Consider the following 26,006-nt stretch of genomic DNA (forward strand, 5'->3'; position numbering starts at 1 on the left):
CTTGCGCTGCTAGAGAGTGTATCCATCGCAAACTGCCTGCACGTAACGAACAGACGCCGAAATGTCACAACCTGGTGACATGGCGCCCGAGGTGATTGTTCTGTTCCAAAGATCTTTCAACAGCGCTAAACCCCGTATTCCTCTGGGCACTTAAGCTGCGCCTATCGATACATAAGGTATTTTCTGCGTTGCATGTAGGACGGATCCCGAAGTCGTTTTCCCACGTTGAACCTGCAAAAAACTTCAGCGAGGCTGCAACACTTCGCCACAATTCAAGAACGGATGCCGGCCCCCCCATCAGGAGATGAGTTTCATGCCAAAACAGCGCGTAACGCCCCAGAATCACTGTTTTATCAGCCAGCTACTGGATCCGGACGGCACCCCCTGCGCCTGGAAGCTGGACATTCGGCGCTCGGGGAAAGTACATGTCCACTGTTTCAATTTCACCGACTACGCGGATCAGGCTGCTGCCCTGGAGGCCGCTGAGACCATGCGTAACCAATTGGTTCTCAAAATGCCCCTGGCGTTTTCTTATGAAAACCGTCAGCGCCTTATGCCGCACAACACCAGCGGTCATCCAGGGGTGTACCGGGTCCGCTCCAACCAGATCGACTACTGGCGTGCGACAACCCGCATTCACGGCTACAACCTGAGCAAGAGCTTTCGCGTTGACCGGCATGGCGATGACGAGGCCAAACGTCTGGCGCTACAAGAGCGTCAGAGGCAACTGACTCTGTGCAATGAGCCCTACGACGTGGCCATGGAAAAACTGCAACAGCACTTCGGCCAGACCAGCAGGCGCGTGCGTGAGAACCGTATCAACGCCGCCATGAACAGCGACCACCCGCCCAGCCCCACCCTTGCAAAGCCTTCGGACAGCAACCTGGAACCCCTGTTGCCCATCAGCCCCGAGCAGGCGACCCTGTCGATCAATCGCCATTTCGCGGCAAGTGCAAAGTAACCCGCAGGCCGCCGGCCCGCAGGTTCTGCAAACTGACTTCACCGCCATGGCTATGGGCGATGCTGCGTGCAATCCCCAATCCGAGCCCGTAGCCCTGCTGCTGCCCGGCCAGGCGAAAGTGCGGTTCGAATACCTGCTCAAGACGCTGCTCGGGTACGCCCGGCCCCTCATCGTCAACCGTGAGGACAAAGGCCTGCTCATTGTCATCAATACGCAAATGCGCGTAGTGGCCGTACTTGAGCGCGTTATCGATCAGGTTGCCCATGCAGCGCCGCAGCGCCAGGGGTTTACCATAGTAAGGTCTGACAGCCCGGCCCTGCAGCGTTACGCGGCCGTTACCCTGGGGCAGCAGGTAAGGCTCGATCAGGCAGTCAAGCAACTGGTTCAAGTCCACGGCTTCGATGTTTTCGTGAATATCGGTGTCTTTCACACATTGCAGCGCCCCTTTGACCAGCATTTCCAGCTCGTCCAGATCACGGCCGAATTTGTATTGCAGTTGTTCGTCTTCGAGCAGCTCGACCCGCAGGCGCAAGCGGGTAATGGGCGTGCGCAAATCATGGGAGATGGCACTGAACAACTGGCCGCGCTCGGTCAGATAACGACTGATGCGGGCACGCATGGTATTGAGGGCGCGCGCCACCTCGACCACTTCACTGCCGCCGCCCACCTCGACCGGCTTGACCTCGTCCTCACCCAGCGACATGTCCCGGGCCGCTCGCGCCAGACGCTTGAGCGGACGGCTTTGCCAGTGCATCAAGAGGCCGATGAACAACAACAGAAAAATACTGCTGAGCACGATAAACCACACCTGCAGGGCCGGCAGCCCCTCCTCTTCGAGACTGGTGTAGGGCTGGGGCAACAAGGAGGCGATATACAGCCATTCACCGGGCACCATCTGGATTTGTGTGACCAGGATCGGCGGATCGACCGGCTCCAGCGTCAGTGCAAAATGCGCCCAGGAGCGCGGTAGCTCGTCGAGTTTGAGACCGGCATTGAAAATACGCAGATCCTGGGGGCTGACAAACTGCACCGACATCTCGACATTGGGCCCCACGGCCTCGCGCAATACCTGATCCACCGCATCCAGTACCGCCTGCTTGCGCTGGGTGGGCGGCAACACCTGCATATCCAGTGGTTTGTCGTTGAGGCTCACGACAAAACGCGTACCGCCCATGCTGCGCAGTTGATCCAGTACCAATGGGCGATAGGCCAGCGGCAGGGAACGCAGGTAGGCGACGGTGGCGTTCATCGAGTGGGCCAGGCTACGCGCGCTGTTGACCAGGCCTTCGAGTTGCGTGGTACGCAACTGCGACAACCAGATAGCACTGGACAGGGTTTGCGCCAGCAGGATCGCGAGCAAGGTCAGCAACAACATGCGTCCCAGCAGCGAACGGGGCATATGCCATTTGCGCAGGCGCTTAAAGGTCATTGCCGGACATGACCTGAGCCGCCAGCTGATAACCGCTGCCGCGGATGGTGCGGATCAGCCGTGGCGGCTTGTCAGTGTCACGCAGGCGCTGGCGCAGGCGGCTGACCGCCATGTCGACAATGCGATCAAGCGGCATCAGCTCACGCCCGCGGGTTGCATTGCCAATAGTGTCGCGGTCGAGAATCTGCTGCGGGTTATCGAGAAACAATTTGAGCAAGGCAAAATCTGCCCCCGACAAAATCACCTCTTCTCCATCGGTATGAAACAGCCGATGAGTCACGGTGTTCAGCCGCCACTCTTCAAATGCCAGCACCTCGTTGCCCGAGGTGGTAGCGACAAATTGTGCCCTGCGTAACAACGCCTTGATCCGCGCCAGCAGCTCACGGGGGCTGAAGGGTTTACCCAGGTAATCGTCGGCGCCCAGCTCAAGGCCAATGATGCGATCGGCCTCGTCGGAACTGGCAGTGAGCATGATGATCGGGATCTGGGCAAAGCGCGGATGCTGACGCACCCAGCGGCACAGGCTGAAGCCGTCTTCATCGGGCAACATGACATCGAGGATCAACAGATCACTCGCCGCGCTGTCCAGCGTTTCGCGAAAACCGGCGCCATCTCCCACGGCACGCACCTGGAAACCGGCGCGGGTGAGATACAGATCAAGCAGGTCGCGAATTTCCTGGTCGTCATCGACCAGCAAAATGGATTTGCCGGGTGTGCTCACAGTGGTGTTCCTTATTGTTTTTATACGGCGATCCAAACTCTGTGGGAGCGGGCTTGCTCGCTCCCACAACAAGCCCACTCACGGAGCTTTCAGCCAAACGCCTGCTGCAACGCCACCCCGGCACCGATCAAACCCGGGTACGGCGCCGTCACCAGCCACACCGGGATATCCTTGAGGTAGTCGCTCATGCAGCCTTTGTCGGCAAAGCTGCGGGCAAAGCCGCTGGCCAGGAAGATATCGGCAAAGCGCGGAATCACCCCGCCGACGATATACACCCCGCCACGGCCACCGATGGTCAGCACATTGTTGCCCGCCACACGGCCCAGCCAGCAACTGAAATGCTCCAGCACTTGCAGCGCCACAGGGTCGCCCGCCAAAGCAGCCGCGGTAATGGCCCGGTCGCTGTCCAGTACCGGTGCATGGCCATCCACCGCACAAATCGCCCGATAGACCCGCGGCAAACCGCTGCCGCTCAAAATGCTCTCGGCGCTCACATGGCCGATTTCATTGTAGATGTGCTGCCACAACTGCACTTCACGCGGGTTGCTCATGGGCAGGTCGACATGCCCGCCCTCCCCCGGCAAGGCCATGAATTGACCCTCGCCGAGATTGAGCAAAGTGCCCACACCCAGCCCGGTGCCCGGCCCGATAACCACCGCCGGGCGCGTCGGGTCAACAACCCCCGGGCAAACCTGGCGCACATCTTCGGGTTGCAGCCGGGTCATGCCCAAGGCCATCGCGCTGAAGTCGTTGATCAGCAGCAGATTGTCGACCTGCAGCGCATGGCAGAAAGCCGAGCGGCTCAAGCGCCAATGGTTGTTGGTAAAACGAAATTCATCGCCACTCACCGGCCCGGCCACTGACAGACATACCGAGCCTACAGAGCCCGGAGCCAGTTCCAGCGTATCCAGGTAAAGCTTGATGGCATCTTCCGGGCAGGCGAAGTCTGCTGTGGGCAATACGCTGACCGAACGCAACTGGTCGTTTTCCCACAACGCAAAACGTGCGTTGGTACCGCCTATATCACCGACCAGTGCGAGCTTCATTTCAGATTTTCCAGAGACGAGGTAAAGGTGCTCGCGCCCTGCTCGGCCGAACTGAAGGCCTGACGCATAAACGCAAACAACTCACGCCCGGTGCCGACGGCATTATCCAGAGTGCCGACAGCCGGGGTGCGCGCGGCAAATTCTGCCTCATCCACCAGCAGTTGCAACGTACCTTTTACCCCATCGACGCGAATTATGTCGCCGTCCTGCACCCGCGCCAGGGCGCCGCCAATCGAAGCCTCGGGGCTCACATGAATCGCTGCCGGGATCTTCCCCGACGCGCCTGACATCCGCCCGTCGGTAATCAGCGCCACCTTGAAGCCCCGATCCTGCAACACACCCAGAAACGGCGTCATCTTGTGCAGCTCGGGCATACCGTTGGAGCGCGGCCCCTGAAAACGCATCACGGCCACGAAGTCGTGTTCCAGCTCACCGGCCTTGAACGCATCGGCCAGTTGTTGCTGGTCCTGGAACACCCGCGCCGGGGCTTCGACGATCTGATGTTCCGGGGCTACCGCCGAGACCTTCATCACGCCACGGCCCAGGTTGCCTTCCATCACCCGCAGGCCACCCTCGCCGGAGAATGCACGGGCAACCGGGCGCAGGATCGACTCGTCGAGGCTTTCAATCGGACCTTCACGCCATACCAGCTCGCCATCCACCAGGAACGGTTCGCGGGTGTAGCGGCTCAGGCCATAGCCCGCCACGGTGTTGACGTTTTCGTGAAGCAGACCGGCTTCCAGCAGCTCCCGAATCAGGAACGCCATACCACCGGCGGCCTGGAAGTGGTTGATATCGGCCTTGCCGTTTGGATACACGTGGGACAGGGTCGGTACCACCTCGGAGAGGTCGGCCATGTCTTGCCAGGTCAGCTGGATACCCGCCGACATGGCAATCGCCGGCATGTGCAAGGTGTGGTTGGTCGAACCGCCGGTGGCGTGCAGCGCAACGATGGAGTTGACCAGCGAACGCTCGTCAACGATCTCGCCCAGCGGCATGAAATCGCCGTTTTGCTTGGTCAGACGAGTGACTTGATGAGCCGCTTCGCGAGTCAGGGCATCGCGCAAAGGCGTGTAGGGGTTAACGAAAGAGGCGCCTGGCAAATGCAGGCCCATCACTTCCATCAGCAACTGGTTGGTGTTCGCGGTGCCGTAGAACGTGCAGGTGCCAGGGCTGTGGTAGGACTTCATCTCCGATTCCAGCAACTCTTCGCGGCTGGCCTTGCCTTCGGCGTAGCGCTGGCGCACATCGGCTTTTTCCTTGTTGGAAATGCCCGACGGCATCGGCCCACCCGGTACAAAGATGGTCGGCAAGTGACCAAAACGCAGCGCCCCCATCAGCAGGCCCGGCACGATCTTGTCGCAAATGCCCAGCATCAGCGCCGCGTCGAACATATTGTGGGAAAGCGCCACGGCTGTGGACAAGGCAATCACTTCGCGGCTCAGCAAACTGAGTTCCATGCCCGGCTCGCCCTGGGTCACGCCGTCACACATGGCCGGGGTGCCACCGGCGAACTGGCCTACCGAGCCAATTTCACGCAGGGCTTTTTTGATTTGCTCAGGAAAGTGCTCGTACGGCTGGTGCGCCGAGAGCATGTCGTTATATGACGAAACAATTGCCACGTTGGCCGCGTTCATCATCCGCAGGCTGTTTTTATCTTCAGTGCCACACCCTGCCACGCCGTGGGCGAAGTTCGCGCATTGCAGCTTGCCGCGTTGCGGGCCGTCGCCGGCAGCGCCACGAATAAGCGTCAGATACGCCTCGCGGGTTGCACGACTGCGGGCAATAAGACGCTCGGTGACTTCAAGAACGCGGGGATGCATGTGTTGAACTCCAGGCTAACGGATGTGGCGACCTGTGCGTGTCCTATGCTGACCGAAGGGCTCCGGGGAGCGACTTCAATCATTCGGACCCGTTGATTCAGGTCACTCGTTGTAGATAAAACAAAATATTGCCACTTAAATGGCTTGTTTTCTATTTTTATGCGAATAATCTTGTAATTCCAACAACAAATCGATGGCAGGCGCTTTCCATGACTCTACGAATCGCAATCAATGGTTTTGGCCGTATCGGCCGTAACGTCCTGCGCGCACTGTATACCCAAGGCTACCGTCAGGACCTGCAGATCGTCGCCATCAACGATCTGGGTGACAGTTCGATCAATGCCCATCTACTCAAGTACGACACGGTTCACGGCACGTTCGACGCCAATGTCGAACACGATCAGGAAAGCCTGACCGTCAATGGTGACCGCATCAGCGTGACCGCCATTCGCAATCCGGCCGAACTGCCGTGGGCGGCACTGAACATCGATGTGGTGTTTGAATGCACAGGTTTGTTCACCGAGCGCAGCAAGGCACAAGCACATATTACTGCTGGCGCCCGCAAGGTGATTATCTCTGCTCCCGGCAAAAATGCCGATGCGACGGTGGTCTACGGTGTCAACCACGACATTTTGCGTCAATCCCACCACATTATTTCCAATGCTTCCTGCACGACCAACTGCCTGGCACCCGTGGCGCAAATCCTGCACCGCGAATTCGGCATTGAAAACGGCCTGATGACCACCATTCACGCCTACACCAATGACCAGAACCTGACCGACGTTTATCACTCGGACCCCTACCGCGCACGTTCGGCCACCCAGAACATGATCCCGAGCAAAACCGGCGCAGCCGAAGCCGTGGGCCTGGTATTGCCGGAACTCGCCGGCAAGCTCACCGGCATGGCCGTGCGGGTGCCGGTGATCAACGTGTCGCTGGTCGACCTGACCATTGAACTCAAGCGCGAAACCACCGCAGCTGAAGTCAACGCACTGTTCAAGGAAGCCAGCCAGCACTCCAGGGTACTGGGTTACAACACCCTGCCGCTGGTATCGAGCGACTTCAACCACAACCCGCTTTCGTCGATCTTCGATGCCAATCACACCAAAGTCAGCGGCAAACTGCTAAAAGTGCTGGCCTGGTACGACAACGAGTGGGGCTTCTCCAACCGCATGCTCGATAACTGCCTGGCGCTGCACAACGCGGAGTAACGCGATGATCGGTATCAGCTTCACCACGGCCACCCTGGCGGCGCGCAAGCGTATCGCCCTGGTGGCCCACGATCATTGCAAGGGCTTTTTGCTGGACTGGGCCGAACGCCACAAGGCAGCCCTCAGCCAGCATGACCTGTGCGCCACCGGCACCACCGGGCTGCTGCTGAGCCAGCGCCTGGGCCTGCCGATCGAAAGCATGATCAGCGGGCCGTTGGGCGGCGATCAACAGGTGGGGGCACGGATCGCCGAGCAACGGGTCGACATGCTGGTGTTCTTCTGGGACCCGTTCGAGCCCCAGCCCCACGACCCGGACATCAAGGCACTGCTGCGGGTTGCGGCAGTATGGAACATCCCCGTGGCGTGCAATGAATGCAGCGCCGACTACCTGCTCAGCAGCCCGCTGATGAGCCAGCCCCATGAACACCGCATTCCTGATTACAGTGCGTATTTGAAGGGTCGGGTTTAGGTTTATGGTGGGAGCGAGCCTGCTCGCGAAGACGCACTATCGTCTACGACCTTCGCGAGCAGGCTCACTCCCACCAGAACGATTTCAAACCATTTCAAAACAGCACTTGACCAATAGCACAGATGATAAGCATTATCATTCGCTCAAAATCGGTCGGGTAGCACTGTGAGTCAGTCCCACTTCAATCAAGTCTTCCTTACCCAACGGGTAACCCTGCTGCGCACCCTGGAGCGGATGGTCAACAACCACAGCACCGCCGAAGACCTGCTGCAGGAGACCTACCTGCGCGTAACCCGCGCCTTGAGCGAACGCAGCGTCGAGCACCTTGAGCCCTTTGTGTTCCAGACCGCACGCAATCTGGCGCTTGACCACCTGCGCGCCCGGCGGATCCAGTCACGCACCGTGGTCGAAGATGTGCCCACTGAAGTGATCGAAGGCGTTGCCTCCCCTCTCAGCACCCCTGAAGAAGCCCATCAAGCCGCGCAACTACTGGAGCGTCTGAGTGTGAGCCTGAGCCAGTTAAGTGCCCGTCAACAACGGATTTTCATCCTCAGCCGCCTGCATGGCTGCAGTTATCAGGAGATTGCCGAAGAGCTTGACGTTTCCTTGAGCACCGTTCAAAAGGAACTCAAATTGATCATGGCAATCTGCATCGGGGTAGCCGACAGACTCAATCGCCCTTAACCTTGACCGGCGATGCCTGCTAGAACGCTCTGAAACTGCCAAGGAACATCCGTGACGGACACTCACAAATCTGCCGTGCCAGAACTGGCGCAAGACGTGCTGCAGGACAGCGCCATGGATCAGGCACTGGAATGGCTGATTACTCTTGAGTGTGCGAGCGACGAACAAAAAGCCGCTTTCGAAAACTGGCTCAATGCCGACCCCGCCCATGCCCAGGCCTTTGCCAAGGCCAATGCGATCTGGAACGGCGAACCGCTGCTGGCCGCCGCGCAAACCCTGCAAGCCCGCCGTACCCCCGGCCTGTTGCGGCGCATAGGACGACACTGGAAACACCTGGCAACTGCGGCGGTGGTGATAATCAGCGTCGGCAGCTACAGCAATGTACCGTTACGCCTGCAAGCCGATCACCTGACCGTGGTGGGCGAGCGCCAGCGCCTGCAACTCGAGGACGGCTCAAAAGTGCTGCTTAACACCAACTCGGCGTTTTCCAGCAAGGTGGTCAATGCCCAAAGCAGCGCCCGCCTGTATCAGGGCGAAGCGTATTTCGAAATTCCCGCCGACCTGGAGTTCCCGCTGGTGCTTGATGCTGGCCCTGTGCGCGTCAGCGTGCGCGACACCGCCTTCGCCGTGAGCTACCTCAATGGTGAAACACAGGTGCGGGTGCAGCGCGGCGACGTCGACTTGCGGGTCAACAGTGCCGGTGCGCAAATGCGCCTGTCGGCTGGCAACAGCGTGCGCATTGGCCCTGACGGCTTCAGCAAGACCGCCCGGCTCAACCCCCAGACCGACCTGGCCTGGGTGCAGGGGCGCCTGGTGTTCGAAAACTGCCCGATGGGCAAGGTGCTGGATGAAGTACGCCGCTACTACCCAGGCTGGATCGTCAACAACAACGACAAACTCGCCAACGTGGCAGTGACCGGCAACTACCGGCTGGATCAGCCTCTGGATATCGTCCGCTCACTGGCCCATATCACCTCAAGTAGCCTTTCAGAATTCCCGGCATTGGTAATTCTCAATTAAAAGTAGGTTTTTTTACTCGATAGCCTAAGGTCATACGTCTCGTTGTAGTCAATGCAACTGATTCGCATTTTGAGTCAGCTTCGCAACTATAAGATTCGTTCACCACGGAGCGCTATCAATGCCCACTCGTTTCAACAGCCGGTCCTCATCCAACGCCCGCAAGGGTGGTTTGCAGCAGTGCACGTTGTCGTTGTTGACCGCCGCCATGCTTTTGGCCGGTGTGCAGGCGGCTCCAGCCCTGGCGGCGACCGATGAGCAGCCGGCGACCCGCTCCGTGGGCAATTACAAGTTTGCGATCTCCCAGCAGCCATTGGCCTCCGCGCTTAACGATTTCAGCACGGTGACCGGCTGGCAGGTCGGCCTGCCGGCAGAGCTGGCGCAGAATGTGTCCTCGCCCGGCGTGCGCGGTTCACTCACCCCGGAAAAAGCCTTGGAGCGCCTGTTGATCGGCACCAACCTGGGCTACCGCAAGCTGGCCAGCAACAATATCGTGCTGGAAAAGCGCAGCAGCTCCACCGGCACCCTGGCCCTGCAACAAGTCACCATCAGCGCCACTCGCCAGGAGCAGGACGTGAACTCGGTGCCCAGCACAATTACCGTCCATGACCGCCAGGATATGGACCGCGATAACGTCAATACCATCAAGGACCTGGTGCGCTATGAGCCGGGTGTCTCGGTAGGCGGCGCCGGCCAGCGTGGCGGCATCAGCAACTACAACATCCGCGGCATCGACGGCGACCGGATCCTGACCCAGGTGGACGGCGTCGAGATCCCCAACTCGTTCTTCAACGGCCCGTACGCCAAGACCCAGCGCAACTACGTCGACCCGGAAATCATCAAGCGCGTCGAAATCCTCCGTGGCCCGGCGTCGGTACTTTATGGCAGCAACGCCATTGGCGGTGCCGTCAGCTACTTCACCCTCGACCCCAATGACATCATCAAGCCGGGCCAGGATGTTGGCGCCCGCCTCAAGGCCGGCTACAGCTCGGCCGATCGCAGTTGGTTGAAATCCGGCACCGTCGCCGGCCGCTCGGGCGACTTCGACGGCTTGTTGCACCTGAGCCAGCGCGACGGTCACGAAACCGAATCCTACGGTGACCACGGCGGCACCGGGCTGTCCCGTACCGCGGCCAACCCTGAAGATACCAAAACCACCAACGTACTGGCCAAGCTGGGCTGGAACTACAACGATGACGACCGTCTTGGCTTCACTTATGAGAAGTACAAGGACCGCCTCGACATCAATGAAAAAAGCGCGGTCGGCGGACCGTTCAACAACGGCCAGCCGCTGGGCATGTACCTGTCGCGTAACGGCAAGGACACCATCAGCCGCGAGCGTTTCGGCCTGGAAAACAGCATGGCGCTGGATACCGCCGTGGCTGACCACTTCAAGTGGAGCCTGAACTACCAGATCGCCAAAACCGACCAGAACACCCTGGAAGACTACTTCCCCTACAGCCGTCATGTGATGCGTTCGCGCAACACCACCTACGAAGAAAAAACCTGGGTACTGGACGCCCAGGCAGACAAAGCCTTCCATATTGCTGACACCGATCACCTGCTGACCTACGGTGCCACTATCAAGCACCAGAAAGTCACCGGTTCGCGCAGTGGCTCGGGCACCTGCCTGGCAGTAGGCAATGGTTGCACCGCCGTGGGCGCCGACAGCCCGAAAGATTACCTGGTCAAATCCAGCGACTTCCCGGACCCGACCATCAACACCTACAGCCTGTTCGCCCAGGACCAGATCAGCTGGAATGACTGGACCTTCATGCCCGGCCTGCGCTACGACTACACCAAGCTGACGCCGCATATCACCCAGGAATTCCTCAACACCGTCAACAGCGACCAGAAAGGCACCGTAAGCGATGCAGACAAGGTCTGGCACCGCCTGTCGCCAAAACTGGGCGTCACTTACGCGTTCAACGACAACTACACCTGGTACGGCCAGTACGCCGAAGGCTTCCGCACCCCGACCGCCAAGGCGTTGTACGGTCGATTTGACAACCTGCAGGCAGGCTACTCGGTAGAGCCGAACCCGGATCTGGAACCGGAAAAAAGCAAAAGCTACGAGACCGGCCTGCGCGGCAACTTTGACGCTGGCTCATTCGACGTGGCGGTGTTCTATAACAAGTACCGCGACTTCATTAACGAAGATGCCATCACCCCCGGCTACGACGACCTCAAGTTCCAGGCCAACAACATCAAGCACGCCACCATCAAGGGTGCCGAGGTCAAAGGCCGCCTGAACCTGGACGCTTTCGGCGCGCCACAGGGCCTCTATACCCGTGGTTCCGTGGCATATGCCCACGGTCGCAACGAAGACACCGGCCAGCCGATCAACAGCGTCAACCCGCTGACCGCCGTGATGGGCCTGGGCTACGAGCAGCAGAACTATGGCGCCCTGGTGAGCTGGACCCTGGTCAAGAGCAAGGACCAGGTCGACGACACCAGCTACTTCGCCCCCGATGGCACCAGCAAGCAGTTCAAGTCGCCTGGCTATGGTGTGCTCGACCTGACCGGTTTCTACAAGGTCACCAAGGACGTCACCGTCAATGCCGGCCTGTACAACCTGACCGACAAGAAATACTGGAACTGGGATGACGTGCGCGGCTACGACAGCGTGGGTGAGGCCGGCGTGCTGAACCCGGCCAATATGGAGCGACTGACCGCGCCGGGCCGCAACTTCTCGATCAATCTGGTCTGGGATATCTGATCAGCCACGCTCACTGCGCAGAATTTTGCTCTGCGCAGTGAGGATTTTTTACTGTGATGCGTCTTCCTGATCGTCTAGTTACAAAGCGCATCTCATTCTCAAGGATTTTTTCATGACCACTGCTGATTCCGCATCACGTCCGGCCTTGCGTTCCCAACGTCTGAACCAGATCACCAACGAGCCGCATCAAAAGCTCGACGCTTTGGTCAAGGCGCACAAGCCATTTGATGACGTGGCCAGCTTCGCCCGCTTTGTCGTCGCCCAGTACCTGTTCCAGTCGGAGCTCAAGGCGCTGTACACCGACCCGGCCCTGAAAGAAATCGTCCCTGACCTGCCAGAGCGCTGCCGCGCCGAGCAAGCCAAGGCCGACCTGGCCGACCTCAACACCGAAGTGCCTGCCCCGGTTGCCGGCGCGGTCAACTCGCCAAGCAAGGCTGAAGCACTGGGCTGGATCTTCGTTTCCGAAGGCTCCAAGCTGGGCGCTGCATTCCTGATCAAGCGTGCTGTGGGCCTGGGCCTGAGCGACAGCTTCGGCGCCCGCCACCTGGGCGAGCCTGCCGGTGGCCGTGCCGAAGGCTGGAAAAGCTTTATCCGCACCCTCGACGGCCTGGAACTGACGGCTGAAGAAGAAGCCGACCTCGACAAAGGTGCAGTAGCGGCCTTTGAGCGTTTTACCGTATTACTGGAACACGCCTACGCTGCTCAGCCAGAACTGGCTTAAGCTGACAGGCCCGACCAGCGCACGCTGGTCGGGTGTCCTTTTATGCGTCCTGAGCTTATGACCCGCCAAACCCGATCCACGTCGAAAATCGCCCGAATCCTGTTCGGCTTGCTGGCCTATGTGAGCCTGGGCATTGGCCTGATTGCGATAGTGATTCCTGGCCTGCCGACCACCGAATTTATTTTGCTCGCCGCCTGGGCCGCGACCAAAAGCTCCCCGCGCTTGAGTGCCTGGCTGGAAAACCACCGGTTGTTTGGTCCGATCCTGAGCAACTGGCGCAACGGCAAGATCATCAAGCGCAACGCCAAAATCAGCGCCACTGTCAGCATGTTGTTGTGCGCAGGGCTGATGCTGTATGTGCTGGATCACAACTGGCCGGTGTTTCTGGCGATTGCCGGCATGAGCATGGGCAATCTGTGGATCTGGTCGCGACCGGAGCGCTTGCCAAGCCCTTCGTAGCAGCTGACGAGCGGAGCACTCATAAGGCTTTTTACAGGAACTGGCCCCCCTCGGAATTTATGAGCGCCGCACACCTGTGGGAGCTGGCTTGCCTGCGATACTGACACCCCGGTGTATCAGGCAAACGGCGGCGATGCCATCGCGAGCAAGCCCGCTCCCACAAATCGCCACTTACAACGCCAACGCCCCGCTATACAGCGCATAAGCTGCCGCCAGTGCCGTTATCACCACCATCGCGAATATCACCTTCTCCCAGGGCTTGAACAGCAGCTCACCCTGCTCGCGCTTGGCCTTGGCGAAAAAGAACACCCCCGGTGCATACAGCAACGCCGAGAGCAGCAGGTATTTGGGCCCCGCCGCATATAACAGCCACATCGCATAAATCAGCGCCACCGCCCCTACCAGCAGGTCCTTGACCCTCCGCCGCCCCGCCCGCTCATAAGTCTCGCCCCTCACGCACAGCAGCACCGCGTAAGCTGCCGACCACAGGTAAGGCACCAGGATCATCGATGACGCCAGATAGATCAGACTGGTGTAAGTACCGGCGGACACCAGGGTGATCACCAGGAAAATCTGGATCATCGAGTTGGTCAGCCACAGGGCATTGACCGGCACATGGTTGGCGTTTTCCTTTTTCAGGAACGCCGGCATGGTGTTGTCCCGGGCTGTGGCATAGAGGATCTCGGCGCACAGCAACGCCCACGACAGCAGCGCCCCCAGCAGCGAGATCGCCAGCCCGATACTGATCAGTATCGCACCCCACTCTCCCACCACATGCTTGAGCACCCCGGCCATCGACGGGTTTTGCAGACTGGCTAGTTCCGGCTGGCTCATGATCCCCAGCGACAGCACGTTCACCAGCACCAGCAGGGCCAGCACGCCGAGAAAGCCAATGACCGTAGCCTTGCCCACATCCGAACGTTTCTCGGCACGGCCCGAGTAGACACTGGCACCTTCAATACCGATAAACACGAAGACCGTCACCAGCATCATGTTGCGCACCTGGTCCATCACGCTGCCCAGGCTGGGTGTTTGTGTGCCCCAAAAATCCCGGGTGAAAATATCGGCCTTGAACGCCACGGCGGTGAGCACGATAAACATCACAATGGGGACGATTTTGGCCACGGTGGTCAGCTGGTTGATAAACGCCGCTTCCTTGATCCCGCGCAGCACCAGGAAATGCACCCCCCACAGCAGCAACGATGCGCAACCTATGGCGATCGGCGTGTTGCCCTGGCCAAACACCGGGAAAAAATAGCCCAGGGTGCTGAACAGCAATACGAAGTAACCGACGTTGCCCATCCAGGCGCTGATCCAGTAGCCCCAGGCTGACGAGAAACCCATGTAGTCGCCAAACCCGGCCTTGGCGTAGGCATACACCCCCGAATCCAGCTGCGGCTTGCGATTGGCCAGGGTCTGGAACACAAAGGCCAGCGCCAGCATGCCCACTGCCGTGATTGCCCAGCCGATCAACACGGCACCACCGGCAGCATGCTCGGCGATATTTTGTGGCAACGAAAAAATCCCGCCTCCAATCATCGAGCCGACAACCAACGCGATCAGGGCGTTGAGCCTAAGCTTTTGCGTCTGTTGCGACATCGTCACCTCGCTGTACTACTTGGTTAAAACTTATGAATATCAGGCTACAGACGTTCACTGACTAAATATATGCAGTGCCCAAACGTTTAATAGATCCCCGCAATAAGCCGTGCTTCCCTGATAACCATTGCGCCTATTGAAACCTAAAAAACCGTTCATATATAGATGACGATTTAATTTCATGGAGGGGTTCATGAAACTTGAAGATGACATTTGCAAATCTGGAAATACTGGCTAGCTTCAATCCCCACGACACCGTGGGTAACGAACGTATTAATACCTGAAAACATCTCTGGAGTAAGGCTTTCAGGAAGCGTCATAAAAATGCGTGATCGCGACCTTCCCCGCTCTATCAACAATGGAATGTAGTAATGCCCTGATCTATGTCAAACGGCTTGAATATCAATGGACTTAACTTTGAAGCCTCACTTCTCCTAGATTGGAGTCACTACAAATGTCTGATACTCCTGGAAAACTGCGACTGGGTGCGTTGGTTGCTCTGGTAGTCGGCTCAATGATTGGCGGCGGGATTTTTTCGCTGCCTCAAAACATGGCCGCCAGCGCTGATGTCGGCGCAATCCTGATCGGTTGGGCAATTACCGCTGTCGGTATGTTGACCCTCGCTTTTGTGTTCCAGACCCTCGCCAATCGCAAACCTGACCTTGACGGCGGCGTGTATGCCTACGCCAAGGCAGGCTTCGGCGATTACATGGGTTTCTCGTCAGCCTGGGGCTACTGGATCAGCGCCTGGCTGGGTAACGTCGGCTACTTCGTGTTGCTGTTCAGCACCCTGGGTTACTTCTTCCCGATCTTCGGCGAAGGCAATACCCCCGCCGCCATCATCGGCGCCTCGATCCTGCTCTGGGCCGTGCATTTCCTGGTACTGCGCGGCATCAAGGAAGCAGCGTTCATCAACCTGGTAACCACCGTTGCCAAGGTCGTACCGCTGGTTCTGTTTATCCTGATTGCCCTCTTCGCGTTCAAACTGGACATCTTTACCAGTGACATCTGGGGCGTAAAAAACCCGGACCTGGGCAGCGTGATGGATCAGGTGCGCAACATGATGCTGGTCACCGTTTGGGTGTTCATCGGTATCGAAGGCGCAAGCATCTTCTCTTCCCGTGCCGAAAAACGTTCGGACGTGGGTCGGGCCACCGTGATCGGCTTTATCACCGTGCTGCTGTTGCTGGTACTGGTGAACGTGCTGTCGCTGGGCATCATGACTCAGCCTGAACTGGCAAAACTGCAAAACCCTTCGATGGCGGCCGTGCTTGAGCATGTGGTCGGTCACTGGGGTGCAGTACTGATCAGCGTCGGCTTGATCATCTCCCTGCTGGGTGCCCTGCTCTCCTGGGTACTGCTGTGCGCAGAGATCATGTTCTCGGCGGCCAAGGACCACACCATGCCGGCCTTCCTGAAAAAGGAAAACGCCAACCATGTACCGGTCAACGCCCTGTGGCTGACCAACGCCATGGTGCAACTGTTCCTGATCATCACCCTGTTCTCGGCCAGTACTTATCTGTCGCTGATCTACCTGGCGACCTCGATGATCCTGGTGCCTTACCTCTGGTCTGCAGCCTACGGCTTCCTGCTGGCGGTACGTGCCGAGACTTACGAGAACGCCCTGGCAGAACGCAAGAAAGATCTGATCATCGGCGGTATCGCGCTGATCTACGCGATCTGGCTGATCTATGCCGGCGGCCTCAAGTACCTGCTGTTGTCGGCCCTGCTCTATGCACCTGGCGCCATTCTGTTCGCCAAGGCCAAGCGTGAAAGCGGCCAGCCCGTGTTCACCAACATCGAGAAAGTGATTTTTGCCGCAGTAGTGATCGGCGCCCTGGTGGCTGCCTATGGTCTCTACGACGGTTTCCTGACCCTGTAACAACCTGTTTGTGTACTTTGGAGGATGACTGTAATGACCACGGAAAAAGTGAAATACGGCGTGCATTCCGAAGCCGGTAAGCTGCATAAGGTTATGGTGTGTTCCCCAGGCCTGGCTCACCAGCGCCTGACCCCAAGCAACTGCGATGAATTGCTGTTCGATGACGTACTGTGGGTCAACCAGGCCAAGCGTGACCACTTCGACTTCGTCACCAAAATGCGCGACCGCGGCATTGATGTGTTGGAAATGCACAACCTGCTGACCGATATCGTTGCCATCCCGGAAGCCCTGGACTGGATTCTGGACCACAAAGTGACCCCCAATCAGGTGGGTGTGGGCCTGGTCAACGAAGTCAAATCCTGGCTTAAAAGCCTTGAGCCACGCCAAATTGCCGAGTACCTGATCGGCGGCGTGTCGGCAGACGATCTGCCAGACAGCTTTGGTGGCAAGACCATCCAGATGTTCCGTGACTTCCTCGGTCACACCAGCTTTATCCTGCCACCGCTGCCCAACACCCAGTTCACCCGTGACACCACTTGCTGGATCTACGGTGGCGTGACGCTGAACCCTATGTACTGGCCGGCGCGTCGTCAGGAAACCCTGCTGACCACCGCGATCTACAAGTTCCACCCTGAGTTCACCAACGCCGACTTCCAGATCTGGTACGGCGACCCGACAGTCGACCATGGCAACGCCAGCCTTGAAGGCGGCGACGTGATGCCAATCGGCAACGGCGTAGTCCTGATCGGTATGGGCGAGCGCACGTCACGTCAGGCCATTGGCCAACTGGCACAAAACCTGTTCAAGAACGGCGCTGTAGAACGAGTGATCGTTGCCGGTATGCCCAAGTCCCGCGCGGCGATGCACCTGGACACCGTGTTCAGCTTCTGCGACCGCGACCTGGTGACCATCTTCCCTGAAGTCGTGAACCAGATCGTTGCGTTCTCGGTGTACCCGGACGACAAGAAACAAGGCGGCGTGGACGTACGACGCGAAGAAGGCCACTTCCTCGACGTAGTGGCCAAGGCCCTGGGCGTGAAAAAACTGCGTGTGGTCGAAACCGGCGGCAACTCGTTCGCAGCAGAACGCGAGCAGTGGGATGACGGTAACAACGTGGTGGCCCTGGAGCCTGGCGTGGTGATCGGTTACGACCGCAACACCTACACCAACACCCTGCTGCGCAAGGCTGGCGTTGAAGTCATCACCATCAGCGCCTCCGAACTGGGCCGCGGCCGTGGCGGCGGTCACTGCATGACCTGCCCGATCGTGCGTGACCCTGTCGACTATTAATCTACCCATTTGATTGCTTGCCCCGGCCCCAACACGGGGCCGGTGCAAGCCGGTTAACCCGAAACCAAGGAGATCACCATGGCTTTTAACATGAAAAACCGCAGCCTTCTGAGCCTGATGCACCACACTCCACGTGAGTTGCATTTCCTGCTCGATCTGTCCCGCGATCTCAAGCGCGCCAAGTACACCGGTACTGAAGAGCCGCACTTGAAAGGCAAAAACATCGCCCTGATCTTCGAAAAAACGTCGACCCGCACCCGTTGCGCATTTGAAGTAGCAGCCCACGACCAGGGCGCGCACGTTACCTACATCGACCCGGTTTCTTCACAGATCGGTCACAAAGAAAGCATGAAAGACACCGCCCGCGTTCTGGGCCGCATGTTTGACGCCATCGAATACCGTGGCTTTGAACAGGCTGTTGTCGAAGAGCTGGCCAAATACGCAGGCGTGCCGGTGTTCAACGGCCTGACCGCTGAGTTCCACCCGACGCAAATGATCGCCGACGTGCTGACCATGCGCGAACACAGCGACAAGCCGCTGCACAACATCAGCTACGCGTACCTGGGCGACGCCCGCAACAACATGGGTAACTCGCTGCTGCTGATCGGTGCCAAACTGGGCATGGACGTGCGTATTGCCGCACCAAAAAGCCTGTGGCCGGAAGAGTCGTTCGTTAAACAGTGCCAGGAATTCGCCAAGGAAAGCGGTGCCAAAATCACCCTGACCGAAGACCCTAAAGCTGCCGTCAAAGGCGTGGACTTTATCCACACCGACGTCTGGGTATCGATGGGCGAGCCGGTTGAAGCCTGGAACGACCGTATCAAGCTGCTGCTGCCTTACCAGGTCAACAGCGACATGATCAAGGCGGCAGAAAATCCACGCGTGAAGTTCATGCACTGTCTGCCTGCGTTCCACAACTGTGAAACCAAGGTCGGCAAAGACGTGGCCGAGCACCATCCAAACCTGAAAAACGGCATTGAAGTGACCGAGGAAGTGTTCGAGTCCCCTGTCAACATCGCCTTTGAGCAAGCTGAAAACCGCATGCACACCATCAAGGCGATTTTGGTCGCGGCATTGGCTGATATCTAAGCCTGGCTCACAGTCGTTATGTGAATGCATAACGACTGTGGGAGCGAGCCTGCTCGCGAACGAGCTTCGCGAGCAGGCTCGCTCCCACACAAGGCGCTCTCATATTTCTAAAAGGACATCTTCTATGCGTATCGTCGTTGCACTGGGCGGTAACGCCCTCTTGCGTCGCGGCCAGCCCATGACCGCCGAGAACCAGCGCGAAAACATCCAGACCGCTACCGCCCAGATTGCCCGCATTGCCCATGGCAACGAGCTGGTAGTGGCCCACGGTAACGGTCCGCAAGTCGGCCTGCTGTCCCTGCAAGCCGCCGCCTACACTGCAGTCGCCCCTTACCCGCTGGACGTGCTCGGTGCTGAAACCGAAGGCATGATCGGCTACATGATCGAGCAGGAACTGGGCAACCTGCTGCCACAGGAGGCCGCGTTTGCCACCCTGCTGACTCAGGTTGAAGTCGACCCCAAGGACCCCGCGTTCCAGAAGCCGACCAAGCCGATCGGCCCGGTCTACACCGAAAGCGAAGCCAAGAGCCTGGCCGCCGAAAAAGGCTGGAGCATTGCTCCGGACGGCGACAAGTTCCGTCGCGTAGTGCCTAGCCCGAAACCCAAACGCATCTTCGAAATTCGCCCGATCAAGTGGCTGCTGGAAAAAGGCACCATCGTGATCTGTGCGGGCGGCGGCGGCATTCCCACCATGTACGGCGAAGACGGCAAGCTGCGCGGCATCGAAGCGGTGATCGACAAGGACCTGGCGTCCTCGCTGCTGGCCCAGCAACTGGACAGCGACCTGCTGGTGATCGCCACTGACGTGAATGCGGCCTTTATCGACTGGGGCAAGCCAACCCAGAAGGGCATTGCTCAGGCCCACCCGGACGAGCTGGAAAAACTCGGCTTTGCCTCGGGCTCCATGGGCCCTAAAGTGGAAGCGGCCTGCGAGTTTGCCCGCAAAACCGGCAAGACTGCCGTGATCGGCGCACTGGCGGATATCGAAGCAATCGTTCAAGGTAAGGCCGGTACTCGGGTCAGCACCGAAAAACCGGGTATCACCTACTTCTGAACCTCGGGGCAGGCCCCGGGGCCTGCCCTTTCCCATAGCCTCAAGGAGTACCCTATGGCCTCGTTCGAACCCGGTCACCTGCATATCCACCGCGAACCGCTGCAACCGAGCGACTTTGGGTATGACATCAAGATCGATTACCAGGTCGTTCAGGATCCCAAGGAAGGCAAGTCGATGCAGTTCGACATGCACGGCCAGATCAACAAGAAGGAGTTCAAGGAGTCCTTCACACTACCCAAGGACATGGCCTACAACTTTGCCCATGACGCTTTCCAGATTGCCGTGAAGCACGGCATTCCCAAAACCGCCGACATCCGCTCGATGCACGGTTACTACGACAAGATGTTCGCCGACGTGATGGCCCAGCTCAACCACAAGCCGGGCGACCCGATCAAGCTCGACCATCTGGACTGATTCAGCCACTGGCCGAGGGCTGCATTTTTGTGGGAGCGGGCTTGCTCGCGATGCAGGCAACACGGTTTAACGACTAGACCGCGCTGATGCCATCGCGAGCAAGCCCGCTCCCACGGAATTTCACCTATCCCCCCCGCCAAGGCATACTGGCCGTCCCTGCTGGCCAGAAGTGTTTGCCGTTCCCATGCGTATCCATGTCAGTTTTATCGACCGAGTTGGCATCACCCAGGAAGTCCTGGCATTGCTGGGCGGGCGCAACCTCAATCTGGATGCGGTGGAAATGGTTCCGCCCAACGTTTACATCGACGCCCCGACCCTCAGCCCGCAAGTGCTCGACGAGCTGCGCGAGGCCCTGTTTGGTGTCCGCGGTGTGCAAACGGTAACGGTCGTCGATATCCTTCCCGGCCAGCGCCGTCACCTGCAACTGGACGCCTTGCTCGCCGCCATGACCGACCCGGTACTGGCGCTCGACAGCGAAGGCCATGTGCTGCTGGCCAACCCGGCGCTGGTTGCACTGTACGGCCACGAGCCGACCGGCGAAAGTATCGGCCAACTGTTCAGCGACCCCGGGCTGCTCGACGTGCTGCTGGAAAACGGCTTTCGCCTGCCACTGCGCGAAGTCACGCTCAACGGCCATCCGCTGATGCTCGACGCTACGCCGATCACCGATGCCGGCGCCCTGCTCACCCTGTACCAGCCAAGCCGCATCGGCGAGCGCCTGGCAGCCCTGCATCACGATCACGCAGAAGGCTTTGACGCCCTGCTCGGCGACTCACCTGCCATCCGCACGCTGAAAGCCCGGGCGCAGCGCGTAGCGGCCCTGGACGCGCCCTTGCTGATCCAGGGGGAGACCGGCACCGGCAAAGAACTGGTGGCCCGCGCCTGCCATGCCATCAGCGATCGGTTTGGCGCACCGTTCCTGGCCCTGAACTGCGCTGCGCTCCCGGAGAACCTGGCTGAAAGCGAACTGTTCGGCTATGCCCCCGGCGCTTTTACCGGCGCCCAGCGTGGCGGCAAACCGGGGCTGATGGAACTGGCCAACAACGGCACGGTATTTCTCGACGAAATCGCCGAAATGTCACCCTACCTGCAAGCCAAGCTGCTGCGCTTTCTCAACGACGGCAGCTTTCGCCGGGTGGGCGGCGAACGCGAGGTCAAGGTCAATGTGCGCATCCTCAGCGCCACACACCGCAACCTCGAAAAAATGGTCAACGAAGGCAGCTTTCGCGAAGACCTGTTCTACCGTCTGAACGTGCTCAATATCGAAGTACCGCCCCTGCGTGAACGTGGCCAGGATATTTTGTTGCTGGCACGCGCGTTCATGCAGCAGGCCTGTACCCAGATCCAGCGTCCGGCGTGTCGCCTGGCACCCGGTACCTACCCGGCCCTGCTGGGCAACCGCTGGCCCGGCAACGTACGCCAGTTGCAGAACGTGATTTTTCGCGCAGCGGCCATCTGCGAGGGTTCGCTGGTGGACATTGGCGACCTGGATATCGCCGGCACCTCGGTGGCACGCCAAAACGACAGCGAGATCGAGACCCTCGAGCACGCTGTCGAAACATTCGAGAAGGCGCTGCTGGAGAAGCTCTACGTCAGTTACCCCTCCACCCGCCAACTGGCCAGCCGCCTGCAAACCAGTCACACCGCCATCGCCCATCGACTGCGCAAATACGGCATCCCGGGCAAGGCCTGACGGACACAGAGCCCTGTAGATACTCTGTTGCCTGTCAACCCTCCCTGTGGGAGCGAGCCTGCTCGCGAAAGTCGTTCGCGAGCAGGCTCGCTCCCACAGTTAAAATTCCCTTCAGACCTTGCAGCTGCCGAAGGCTGAGTTCGGCAGCCGCCACAGAATTTGTGCTCCCGCTCATTGGCAACCCAAGCCTTGTATCGAATTCACTCCACCGGAACGAATTCGATACACACCCTCTCTACCCATGCCACGCAAGGCTTTGATCCCCTTGGATTTTTTTATGGCCTTCAGGCTGTATCGAATTCGCTACAGTCTTGCTCTTCGAATACCTCTTTTAAAATCTTAAGCCATTGATAAATAAGGATATTTTTAAACTGGCAACCATCTTGCAGAGAACTCCTCATAAGCTCGACCTGCACGAGCATTTACCTGTGACCACCAGACCTGTCTGGCCTTGAGGAGTTTCCATGAGCGAATTGCGTTTTACTGAAGACCACGAATGGCTGCGCGCCGAAGCTGACGGCAGCGTAACCGTGGGGATTACCGCGTTTGCGCAAAACGCTCTGGGTGACGTGGTGTTTGTGCAATTGCCCGAGCTGCAGGCCTACGACAAGGGCGCCGAAGCCGCGACTGTCGAGTCGGTCAAGGCGGCCAGCGGCGTGTATATGCCCCTGGACGGCGAAGTGATCGCAGTCAACCCGGCGCTCGACAGCAGCCCGGAACTGGTCAACGAAGACCCGCTGGGCGAAGGCTGGTTCTTCCGCTTCAAGCCCGCCGACGCCAACGCTGTTGGCCAACTGCTCGATCAGGACGCCTATGACCGCCTGATCAAAGCCCAAGACGACAACTGAGAGCCCAGCCATGACCATCAATCTCAGCACCGCCAATGAATTTATCGCGCGCCATATCGGCCCGCGTCAGGCCGATGAACAGGCCATGCTCGCCACCCTGGGCTTTGATTCCCTTGAAGGTCTCAGCGCCAGCGTGATCCCGGAAAGCATCAAGGGCACCAGCGTGCTCAACTTGCCGGCCGGGCAAAGTGAAGCCGACGCCCTGGCCTCGATCAAGGCCATCGCAGCCAGGAACCAGCTGTGCAAAACCTATATCGGCCAAGGCTATTACAACTGCCACACGCCTTCGCCGATCCTGCGCAACCTGCTGGAAAACCCGGCCTGGTACACCGCCTACACACCGTACCAGCCGGAAATCTCCCAGGGCCGTCTCGAAGCGCTGCTCAACTTCCAGACCCTGATCAGCGACCTTAGCGGCCTGCCGATTGCCAACGCTTCGCTGCTCGACGAAGCCACCGCTGCTGCAGAAGCCATGACCTTCTGCAAACGCCTGAGCAAGAACAAAACCAGCCACCGCTTTTTCGCCTCCAGCCACTGCCACCCGCAAACCCTCGACGTGCTGCGCACCCGTGCCGAGCCGCTGGGCATTGAAGTGTTTGTGGCCGACGAGCGCGAACTGACTGACGTGACAGCCTTCTTCGGCGCGTTGCTGCAATACCCGGCCAGCAACGGCGATGTATTCGACTATCGCGAACTGGTCGAGCGTTTCCACGCCGCCAACGCCCTGGTGGCTGTTGCCGCCGACCTGCTGGCGCTGACCCTGCTGACCCCGCCGGGCGAGTTCGGCGCGGACGTCGCCATCGGCAGCGCCCAGCGCTTTGGCGTACCACTGGGCTTCGGCGGCCCGCACGCGGCCTACTTCGCCACCCGCGATGCGTTCAAGCGCGACATGCCGGGCCGCTTGGTCGGTGTTTCGGTTGACCGTCACGGTAAACCGGCGCTGCGCCTGGCCATGCAAACCCGCGAGCAGCATATCCGCCGCGAGAAGGCCACGAGCAACATCTGTACCGCTCAGGTGCTGCTGGCCAACATCGCCAGCATGTATGCCGTTTACCACGGCCCTAAAGGCCTGACGCAAATCGCCCAACGCACTCACCAGTTGACCGCGATCCTGGCCCGTGGCCTCAGCGATCTGGGGCTGAAGGTCGAGCAGGAACAGTTCTTCGACACCCTGACCCTCAACACCGGCACCCACACCGCCGCGCTGCACGCCAAGGCCCATGCGCAGAACATCAATCTGCGCGTGATCGACGACCAGCGCCTGGGCCTGTCGCTGGATGAAACCAGCAGCCAGTCCGACGTCACTGCACTGTGGGCATTGCTCGCCACAGACGGCCAGGCCCTGCCTGACTTCGACGCACTGGCCACCAGCGTAACGGGCACCCTGCCCGCCGCCCTGCTGCGCCAGTCGCCGATCCTCAGCCACCCGGTGTTCAACCGCTACCACTCTGAAACCGAGCTGATGCGCTACCTGCGTCGCCTGGCCGACAAGGACCTGGCGCTGGACCGCACCATGATCCCGCTGGGCTCGTGCACCATGAAGCTCAACGCCGCCAGCGAAATGATCCCGGTTACCTGGGCCGAGTTCGGCAACCTGCACCCGTTTGCACCTGCCGAACAAAGCCTGGGCTACCAGCAATTGACCACCGAACTGGAAGCCATGCTCTGCGCGGCTACCGGCTACGATGCTATTTCCCTTCAACCAAACGCCGGTTCCCAGGGCGAATACGCCGGCTTGCTGGCCATTCGTGCCTACCACCAGAGCCGTGGCGACGAGCGCCGCGATATCTGCCTGATCCCGTCCTCGGCCCACGGCACCAACCCGGCCACCGCCAACATGGCCGGCATGCGCGTGGTGGTCACCGCCTGTGACGCCCGCGGCAACGTTGATATCGAAGACCTGCGTGCCAAGGCCATCGAGCACCGCGACCACCTCGCCGCGCTGATGATCACCTACCCCTCCACCCACGGCGTGTTCGAAGAAGGCATCCGCGAAATCTGCGGCATCATTCATGACAACGGCGGCCAGGTGTACATCGACGGCGCCAACATGAACGCGATGGTGGGCCTGTGCGCTCCGGGCAAGTTCGGCGGCGACGTGTCCCACCTCAACCTGCACAAAACCTTCTGCATCCCTCACGGCGGTGGCGGCCCGGGTGTAGGCCCGATTGGCGTCAAATCGCACCTGACGCCGTTCCTGCCGGGTCACGCGGCCATGGAACGCAAGGAAGGCGCGGTCTGCGCGGCGCCGTTTGGCAGCGCCAGCATCCTGCCGATCACCTGGATGTACATCCGCATGATGGGCGGTGAAGGCCTCAAGCGTGCATCGCAACTGGCCATCCTCAACGCCAACTACATCGCCCGCCGTCTCGAAGAGCACTACCCGGTGCTGTACTCGGGCAGCAACGGCCTGGTCGCCCACGAATGCATCCTCGACCTGCGCCCGCTCAAGGAAACCAGCGGTATCAGCGTCGATGACGTGGCCAAGCGCCTGATCGATTTTGGCTTCCACGCCCCGACCATGTCGTTCCCGGTGGCCGGCACGTTGATGATCGAACCGACCGAAAGCGAGTCCAAGGAAGAGCTGGATCGCTTCTGTGAAGCGATGATCTGCATCCGCGAAGAAATCCGCGAAGTCGAGAGCGGTGGCCTGGACAAGGAAGACAACCCGCTGAAAAACGCCCCGCACACCGCCGCTGAAATGGTCGGCGAATGGACTCACCCCTACAGCCGCGAACAGGCGGTGTACCCGGTGGCGTCCTTGATCGAAGGCAAGTACTGGCCACCGGTCGGTCGTGTCGACAACGTATTTGGCGACCGCAACCTGGTGTGTGCGTGCCCGTCGATCGAGAACTATCAGGAGGCATAAGTCAAAAA

21 protein-coding genes are annotated in these 26,006 nt (G+C 59.5%); 16 read left to right on the forward strand and 5 right to left on the reverse strand.

Annotated features, from left to right (window positions below):
• The first annotated feature begins 313 nt into the window (after positions 1 to 313).
• Complete coding sequence (locus tag V6L81_RS20805; RefSeq protein WP_338660304.1) at positions 314 to 961, forward strand: AP2 domain-containing protein; 648 nt, start codon at positions 314 to 316, stop codon at positions 959 to 961.
• On the opposite strand, the gene V6L81_RS20810 is transcribed toward V6L81_RS20805, so the two are convergent.
• The 4 genes from V6L81_RS20810 to edd all read right to left on the reverse strand — a co-directional run bounded on the left by V6L81_RS20810 (position 930) and on the right by edd (position 5,980).
• On the reverse strand, positions 930 to 2,390 hold the full coding sequence (locus V6L81_RS20810) for a HAMP domain-containing sensor histidine kinase (protein WP_095024520.1): 1,461 nt from the start codon (positions 2,388 to 2,390) through the stop codon (positions 930 to 932). The genes V6L81_RS20805 and V6L81_RS20810 overlap by 32 nt on opposite strands.
• Positions 2,380 to 3,111: a response regulator gene (locus V6L81_RS20815; RefSeq protein WP_095019828.1), complete on the reverse strand. Its 732-nt coding sequence runs from the start codon at positions 3,109 to 3,111 to the stop codon at positions 2,380 to 2,382. Before V6L81_RS20815 ends, V6L81_RS20810 begins: the two co-directional genes overlap by 11 nt.
• Before the next feature lie 89 nt (positions 3,112 to 3,200).
• Positions 3,201 to 4,157: a glucokinase gene (locus V6L81_RS20820; RefSeq protein WP_338660305.1), complete on the reverse strand. Its 957-nt coding sequence runs from the start codon at positions 4,155 to 4,157 to the stop codon at positions 3,201 to 3,203.
• Complete coding sequence (gene edd / locus V6L81_RS20825) at positions 4,154 to 5,980, reverse strand: phosphogluconate dehydratase (protein WP_095001384.1); 1,827 nt, start codon at positions 5,978 to 5,980, stop codon at positions 4,154 to 4,156. Before edd ends, V6L81_RS20820 begins: the two co-directional genes overlap by 4 nt.
• Before the next feature lie 209 nt (positions 5,981 to 6,189).
• Here edd and gap point away from each other — a divergent pair, with 209 nt between their 5' ends.
• The 7 genes from gap to V6L81_RS20860 all read left to right on the forward strand — a co-directional run bounded on the left by gap (position 6,190) and on the right by V6L81_RS20860 (position 13,260).
• Positions 6,190 to 7,191, forward strand: coding sequence for a type I glyceraldehyde-3-phosphate dehydrogenase (gene gap, locus V6L81_RS20830; RefSeq protein WP_095019826.1), 1,002 nt, complete (start codon positions 6,190 to 6,192; stop codon positions 7,189 to 7,191).
• Positions 7,192 to 7,195: 4 nt separating this feature from the next.
• A complete protein-coding gene (locus V6L81_RS20835) occupies positions 7,196 to 7,660 on the forward strand; it encodes a methylglyoxal synthase (RefSeq protein ID WP_095001382.1) in 465 nt (154 codons plus the stop codon).
• Positions 7,661 to 7,825: 165 nt separating this feature from the next.
• A complete protein-coding gene (locus V6L81_RS20840; protein ID WP_095001381.1) occupies positions 7,826 to 8,344 on the forward strand; it encodes an RNA polymerase sigma factor in 519 nt (172 codons plus the stop codon).
• 51 nt (positions 8,345 to 8,395) lie between these two features.
• Positions 8,396 to 9,364, forward strand: coding sequence for a FecR domain-containing protein (locus V6L81_RS20845; RefSeq protein ID WP_095019825.1), 969 nt, complete (start codon positions 8,396 to 8,398; stop codon positions 9,362 to 9,364).
• A gap of 118 nt (positions 9,365 to 9,482) precedes the next feature.
• Entirely contained in the window at positions 9,483 to 12,080 is a 2,598-nt protein-coding gene (locus V6L81_RS20850) for a TonB-dependent receptor (RefSeq protein ID WP_095001379.1), read from the forward strand.
• 112 nt (positions 12,081 to 12,192) lie between these two features.
• Positions 12,193 to 12,801: a biliverdin-producing heme oxygenase gene (locus tag V6L81_RS20855; protein WP_095001378.1), complete on the forward strand. Its 609-nt coding sequence runs from the start codon at positions 12,193 to 12,195 to the stop codon at positions 12,799 to 12,801.
• Between the two features lie 57 nt (positions 12,802 to 12,858).
• Positions 12,859 to 13,260 carry a YbaN family protein gene (locus V6L81_RS20860; RefSeq protein ID WP_095001397.1) on the forward strand — a complete coding sequence of 134 codons (402 nt, stop codon included), beginning with the start codon at positions 12,859 to 12,861 and terminating at the stop codon, positions 13,258 to 13,260.
• A 171-nt stretch (positions 13,261 to 13,431) separates the two neighbouring features.
• Here V6L81_RS20860 and arcD (V6L81_RS20865) read toward each other — a convergent pair whose 3' ends face one another.
• Positions 13,432 to 14,859, reverse strand: coding sequence for an arginine-ornithine antiporter (gene arcD, locus V6L81_RS20865; protein ID WP_095001377.1), 1,428 nt, complete (start codon positions 14,857 to 14,859; stop codon positions 13,432 to 13,434).
• A gap of 454 nt (positions 14,860 to 15,313) precedes the next feature.
• Here arcD (V6L81_RS20865) and arcD (V6L81_RS20870) point away from each other — a divergent pair, with 454 nt between their 5' ends.
• The 8 genes from arcD (V6L81_RS20870) (at position 15,314) to gcvP (ending at position 25,998) form a co-directional block, all read left to right on the forward strand.
• Entirely contained in the window at positions 15,314 to 16,741 is a 1,428-nt protein-coding gene (arcD, locus tag V6L81_RS20870) for an arginine-ornithine antiporter (protein WP_029611554.1), read from the forward strand.
• Between the two features lie 33 nt (positions 16,742 to 16,774).
• Positions 16,775 to 18,031 carry an arginine deiminase gene (gene arcA / locus V6L81_RS20875; RefSeq protein WP_088377977.1) on the forward strand — a complete coding sequence of 419 codons (1,257 nt, stop codon included), beginning with the start codon at positions 16,775 to 16,777 and terminating at the stop codon, positions 18,029 to 18,031.
• Positions 18,032 to 18,109: 78 nt separating this feature from the next.
• Complete coding sequence (locus V6L81_RS20880) at positions 18,110 to 19,120, forward strand: ornithine carbamoyltransferase (protein ID WP_095001376.1); 1,011 nt, start codon at positions 18,110 to 18,112, stop codon at positions 19,118 to 19,120.
• A 124-nt stretch (positions 19,121 to 19,244) separates the two neighbouring features.
• Positions 19,245 to 20,174 (forward strand): carbamate kinase, encoded by a 930-nt coding sequence (arcC, locus tag V6L81_RS20885; protein WP_095001375.1) that lies wholly within the window; start codon positions 19,245 to 19,247, stop codon positions 20,172 to 20,174.
• A gap of 54 nt (positions 20,175 to 20,228) precedes the next feature.
• Positions 20,229 to 20,588 carry a DUF5064 family protein gene (locus V6L81_RS20890; protein WP_095001374.1) on the forward strand — a complete coding sequence of 120 codons (360 nt, stop codon included), beginning with the start codon at positions 20,229 to 20,231 and terminating at the stop codon, positions 20,586 to 20,588.
• Between the two features lie 184 nt (positions 20,589 to 20,772).
• Positions 20,773 to 22,281, forward strand: a complete 1,509-nt coding sequence (locus V6L81_RS20895; RefSeq protein WP_095019742.1) for a sigma-54-dependent transcriptional regulator — start codon at positions 20,773 to 20,775, stop codon at positions 22,279 to 22,281.
• Positions 22,282 to 22,745: 464 nt separating this feature from the next.
• Positions 22,746 to 23,129 (forward strand): glycine cleavage system protein GcvH, encoded by a 384-nt coding sequence (gene gcvH / locus V6L81_RS20900; RefSeq protein ID WP_095001372.1) that lies wholly within the window; start codon positions 22,746 to 22,748, stop codon positions 23,127 to 23,129.
• A 10-nt stretch (positions 23,130 to 23,139) separates the two neighbouring features.
• Positions 23,140 to 25,998, forward strand: coding sequence for an aminomethyl-transferring glycine dehydrogenase (gene gcvP, locus V6L81_RS20905; protein WP_095024518.1), 2,859 nt, complete (start codon positions 23,140 to 23,142; stop codon positions 25,996 to 25,998).
• The last annotated feature ends 8 nt before the right edge of the window (positions 25,999 to 26,006 follow it).

The sequence above is a fragment of the Pseudomonas bubulae genome, from assembly GCF_037023725.1.
Taxonomy (GTDB): domain Bacteria; phylum Pseudomonadota; class Gammaproteobacteria; order Pseudomonadales; family Pseudomonadaceae; genus Aquipseudomonas; species Aquipseudomonas bubulae.